This window comes from Mesorhizobium sp. M7A.F.Ca.MR.362.00.0.0 (assembly GCF_004023175.1).
Lineage (GTDB): Bacteria > Pseudomonadota > Alphaproteobacteria > Rhizobiales > Rhizobiaceae > Mesorhizobium.
This window is the reverse complement of sequence record NZ_RZTF01000538.1, coordinates 1-2,923: the sequence shown is the minus strand read 5'-3', so window position 1 is coordinate 2,923 and position 2,923 is coordinate 1. Positions and strand designations below refer to the sequence as shown.

Genomic DNA, 2,923 nt, shown 5'->3' with positions numbered 1-2,923 from the left:
CGACCAGCATCTCGACGGCGGCGATCTCGGCACCACGACCATCGCCGAAGTCCGCGACTATCTCGGCCGCGCCGTGCCGGCGCTGATCGTCACCGCCGACAGTTCGGAAGCGGTCGCCAAAGCCGCCCGCTCCGGCGGCATCGAACTGATGCGCAAGCCGCTGAAGCCTGCGCAATTAAGGGCGCTGCTGGCGCATTTGCTGGCTTAACTAGTCATTTGTCTCCAGCGGGCCGAGCGCAGCAAAGCTCAAAATCCCGCCTGATCCCGAAACAGCTCGGCATTGTCCAGCTTCGAAACCTCGATCACCGCCTGCGTGCGGCTGTAGACATTGAGCTTGCGCAATATTTCCGAGACATGCGCCTTCACGGTCGTCTCGCCGACCTGCAGCTCGTAGGCGATCTGCTTGTTGAGCAGGCCCTGGCGCAGCATCTGCAGCACGCGCAATTGCTGGGGCGTCAGCGTCGACAGGCGCTGCACCATGTCGGCGCGGTCGACGCTGTCGGCGTCCGGCGTGCGGCCTTCATAGGTTTCCGGGACATAGATCGCGCCTTCCATCACCGAGCGTATGGCGGCGGCGAGGTCGCTCTTGCGCGCCGATTTCGGGATGAAGCCGGCAGCGCCGTAGGACAGCGCCTCGGAAATGATCTTCGGCTCCTCATAGCCTGAGACGATGACCACGGGCAGGCGCGGATAGCGGGTCCGGAGTTGCAGCAGCCCGTCAAAACCGTGCACGTCGGGCATCGAGAGGTCGAGAAGCGCGAGGTCGAACGGCTTGGCATCGGCCAGAAGATCGAGCGCCTCGGTGATCGAGCGCGCCTCCACCGTGTCGACTTCCGGATAGGCCATCTGCACGGCGCTGTGCAGCGCCTCGCGAAACAGCGGATGGTCGTCGATGATCAGGAACCGGGCGCGATCGTGGGTTGCGGTCATGGGGTTCATTTCAGTTCGTGAGCGATTAGAATAACCTCTCCACCATGGCCAGATTATTGCCAAATAGTATATCGCCATCTCCGGCGGAAAGTGCCGCCGGCACTTTCTCGACCAAATCGCCTTGTCCAGGCCCTAAATCGGTCGAATGTTCCGGCAACCAAGCAGAGACCCTTGATGACAGAATTCGTCCTTCCCCTGCCCGCAACCGCATCGGTGGCCGTTGCCGGTTCGTCCGATCGTTTTGCGGTGCGCCGTATCTACTGCGTCGGCCGCAACTACGCGGCGCATGCCCGCGAATTCGGCAATGACGAGCGTGATCCGCCCTTCTTCTTCACCAAGCCGGCCGACGCGGTGGTCGATTCCGGCACCGCTATCCCCTACCCGCCGCTGACGGCCAATCTGCACCACGAGATCGAACTGGTCGCCGCGATCGGCAAAGCCGGCTTCCGCATTCCCCGTGACAAGGCGCTGGATCATGTCTGGGGTTATGGCGTCGGCATCGACCTCACCCGCCGCGATCTGCAGGACGAGGCCAAGAAGGCCGCCCGTCCCTGGGACTGGTCGAAGGCCTTCGACCGCTCCGCGCCTTGCGGCCCGCTGGTGCAAGCGCAGGAATCCGGCCACCCGCAGAAGGGCCGCATCTGGCTCGCCGTCAACGGCAAGGTCAGGCAGGATGCCGACCTCGCCGAACTGATCTGGCCGATATCGGATATCGTGTCGATCTGCAGCGAGGCGATGGAACTCGAGCCCGGCGACCTGATCTTCACCGGTACGCCGGCAGGGGTCGGCGCGGTTGGCCCCGGCGACACCATAACCGGCGGCGTCGACGGCATCGGGACCATCGCAGTGACCATCGGCCAACCGAAGTGAGGCCATGAGCGAACTCATCCTGCACAACTACTATCGCTCCTCCACCTCCTATCGGGTGCGGATCGCGCTGGAGATGAAGGGGCTGAGCTACGACTACGTCCCGCATCATTTGCGCCATGGCGAGCATCTGGAACCAGCCTATCTCGCGGTCAATCCGCAAGGGCTGGTGCCGGCGCTGATCCTCGGCGACGGCACGCTGCTGACGCAATCGCTGGCGATCATCGAATTCCTCGACGAGACCAAACCGGAACCACCGCTGCTGCCGAAGGACCCGGCCGGACGGGCCCGCGTGAGAATGCTGGCGCAGATGATCGCCTGCGACATCCACCCGGTGAACAATCTGCGCGTGCTGACCTCGCTGCGCACCCTGTTCGGCGCCGGCGACGAGGACATCACCAACTGGTTCCGTCACTGGGTGAACGAGGGCTTTCAGCCGCTTGAAAAGATCATGGCGTCGGCGGCGGAGACGGGTACATTCTGCCATGGCGACGCGCCGGGCCTGGCCGACATCTGCCTCGCCGCGCAGATTGCCAGCAACGCCCGCTTCGGCGTCGACTTGACCCCCTACCCGACGATCGCGCGCATCAACGCCGCCTGCATGGCGCTGCCGGCCTTCCAGAAAGCCGCGCCCCAGAACCAGATCGATGCCGAGTAGAAAAGCCACCGACCCAGGTGAAGCCAAGGCGCTGGCCGATATAGAGGCTTATGGCTGCCACATCTTGCATGTGCTGGAGGAAGGCGACGACCCGCCTTTCACCTATTCGGTTGGAATAGAGCACAACTTCAAGGCGCCGGAACTCATCGTCATCGGCCTGAAGCCGGAAATCTCCCAGTTCATCATCAACGAGTATTGCAGCCGCGTCCGCTCCGGCGAGGTTTTCCAACCAGGGCAGCGATCATCCGGTTTTATCGAAGGTTTCGACTGTCAATTCGGCGCCGTTCATATCGAACACTACCGCGAGCATTTCGGCTGGGACCTCTGGTTCTACGACGGCGTGAATTTTGGTGTTCTCCAGCTGATCTATCCCACTGTGGACGGCATCTGGCCGTGGCAGACCGAGGCGAGCGACTGGTTCCGAACCTGGCAGCCGCTTCTCGACACCGCGCCGTCGTCATAGGCCTA

Annotated in this window: 4 protein-coding genes and 1 pseudogene; 4 read left to right on the top strand and 1 reads right to left on the bottom strand. The window is 63.0% G+C overall.

Going from position 1 to position 2,923, the window contains the following annotated elements:
* Nucleotides 1-208 (top strand): annotated as a pseudogene (locus EOC06_RS44290) (hybrid sensor histidine kinase/response regulator); the annotation flags it as partial.
* Between the two features lie 38 nt (nucleotides 209-246).
* On the opposite strand, the gene EOC06_RS34685 reads toward EOC06_RS44290, so the two are convergent.
* Nucleotides 247-930 (bottom strand): response regulator transcription factor, encoded by a 684-nt coding sequence (locus tag EOC06_RS34685; protein ID WP_164762678.1) that lies wholly within the window; start codon nucleotides 928-930, stop codon nucleotides 247-249.
* A gap of 174 nt (nucleotides 931-1,104) precedes the next feature.
* Here EOC06_RS34685 and EOC06_RS34680 point away from each other — a divergent pair, with 174 nt between their 5' ends.
* From EOC06_RS34680 to EOC06_RS34670, 3 genes are read left to right on the top strand one after another with little or no spacing between them, the layout of a single operon-like run.
* Complete coding sequence (locus EOC06_RS34680; protein ID WP_128309929.1) at nucleotides 1,105-1,800, top strand: fumarylacetoacetate hydrolase family protein; 696 nt, start codon at nucleotides 1,105-1,107, stop codon at nucleotides 1,798-1,800.
* Nucleotides 1,801-1,804: 4 nt separating this feature from the next.
* Nucleotides 1,805-2,455 carry a maleylacetoacetate isomerase gene (maiA, locus tag EOC06_RS34675; RefSeq protein WP_128309928.1) on the top strand — a complete coding sequence of 217 codons (651 nt, stop codon included), beginning with the start codon at nucleotides 1,805-1,807 and terminating at the stop codon, nucleotides 2,453-2,455.
* Nucleotides 2,445-2,918, top strand: coding sequence for a DUF4262 domain-containing protein (locus EOC06_RS34670; protein ID WP_128309927.1), 474 nt, complete (start codon nucleotides 2,445-2,447; stop codon nucleotides 2,916-2,918). The genes maiA and EOC06_RS34670 overlap by 11 nt, the downstream gene beginning before the upstream one ends.
* The last annotated feature ends 5 nt before the right edge of the window (nucleotides 2,919-2,923 follow it).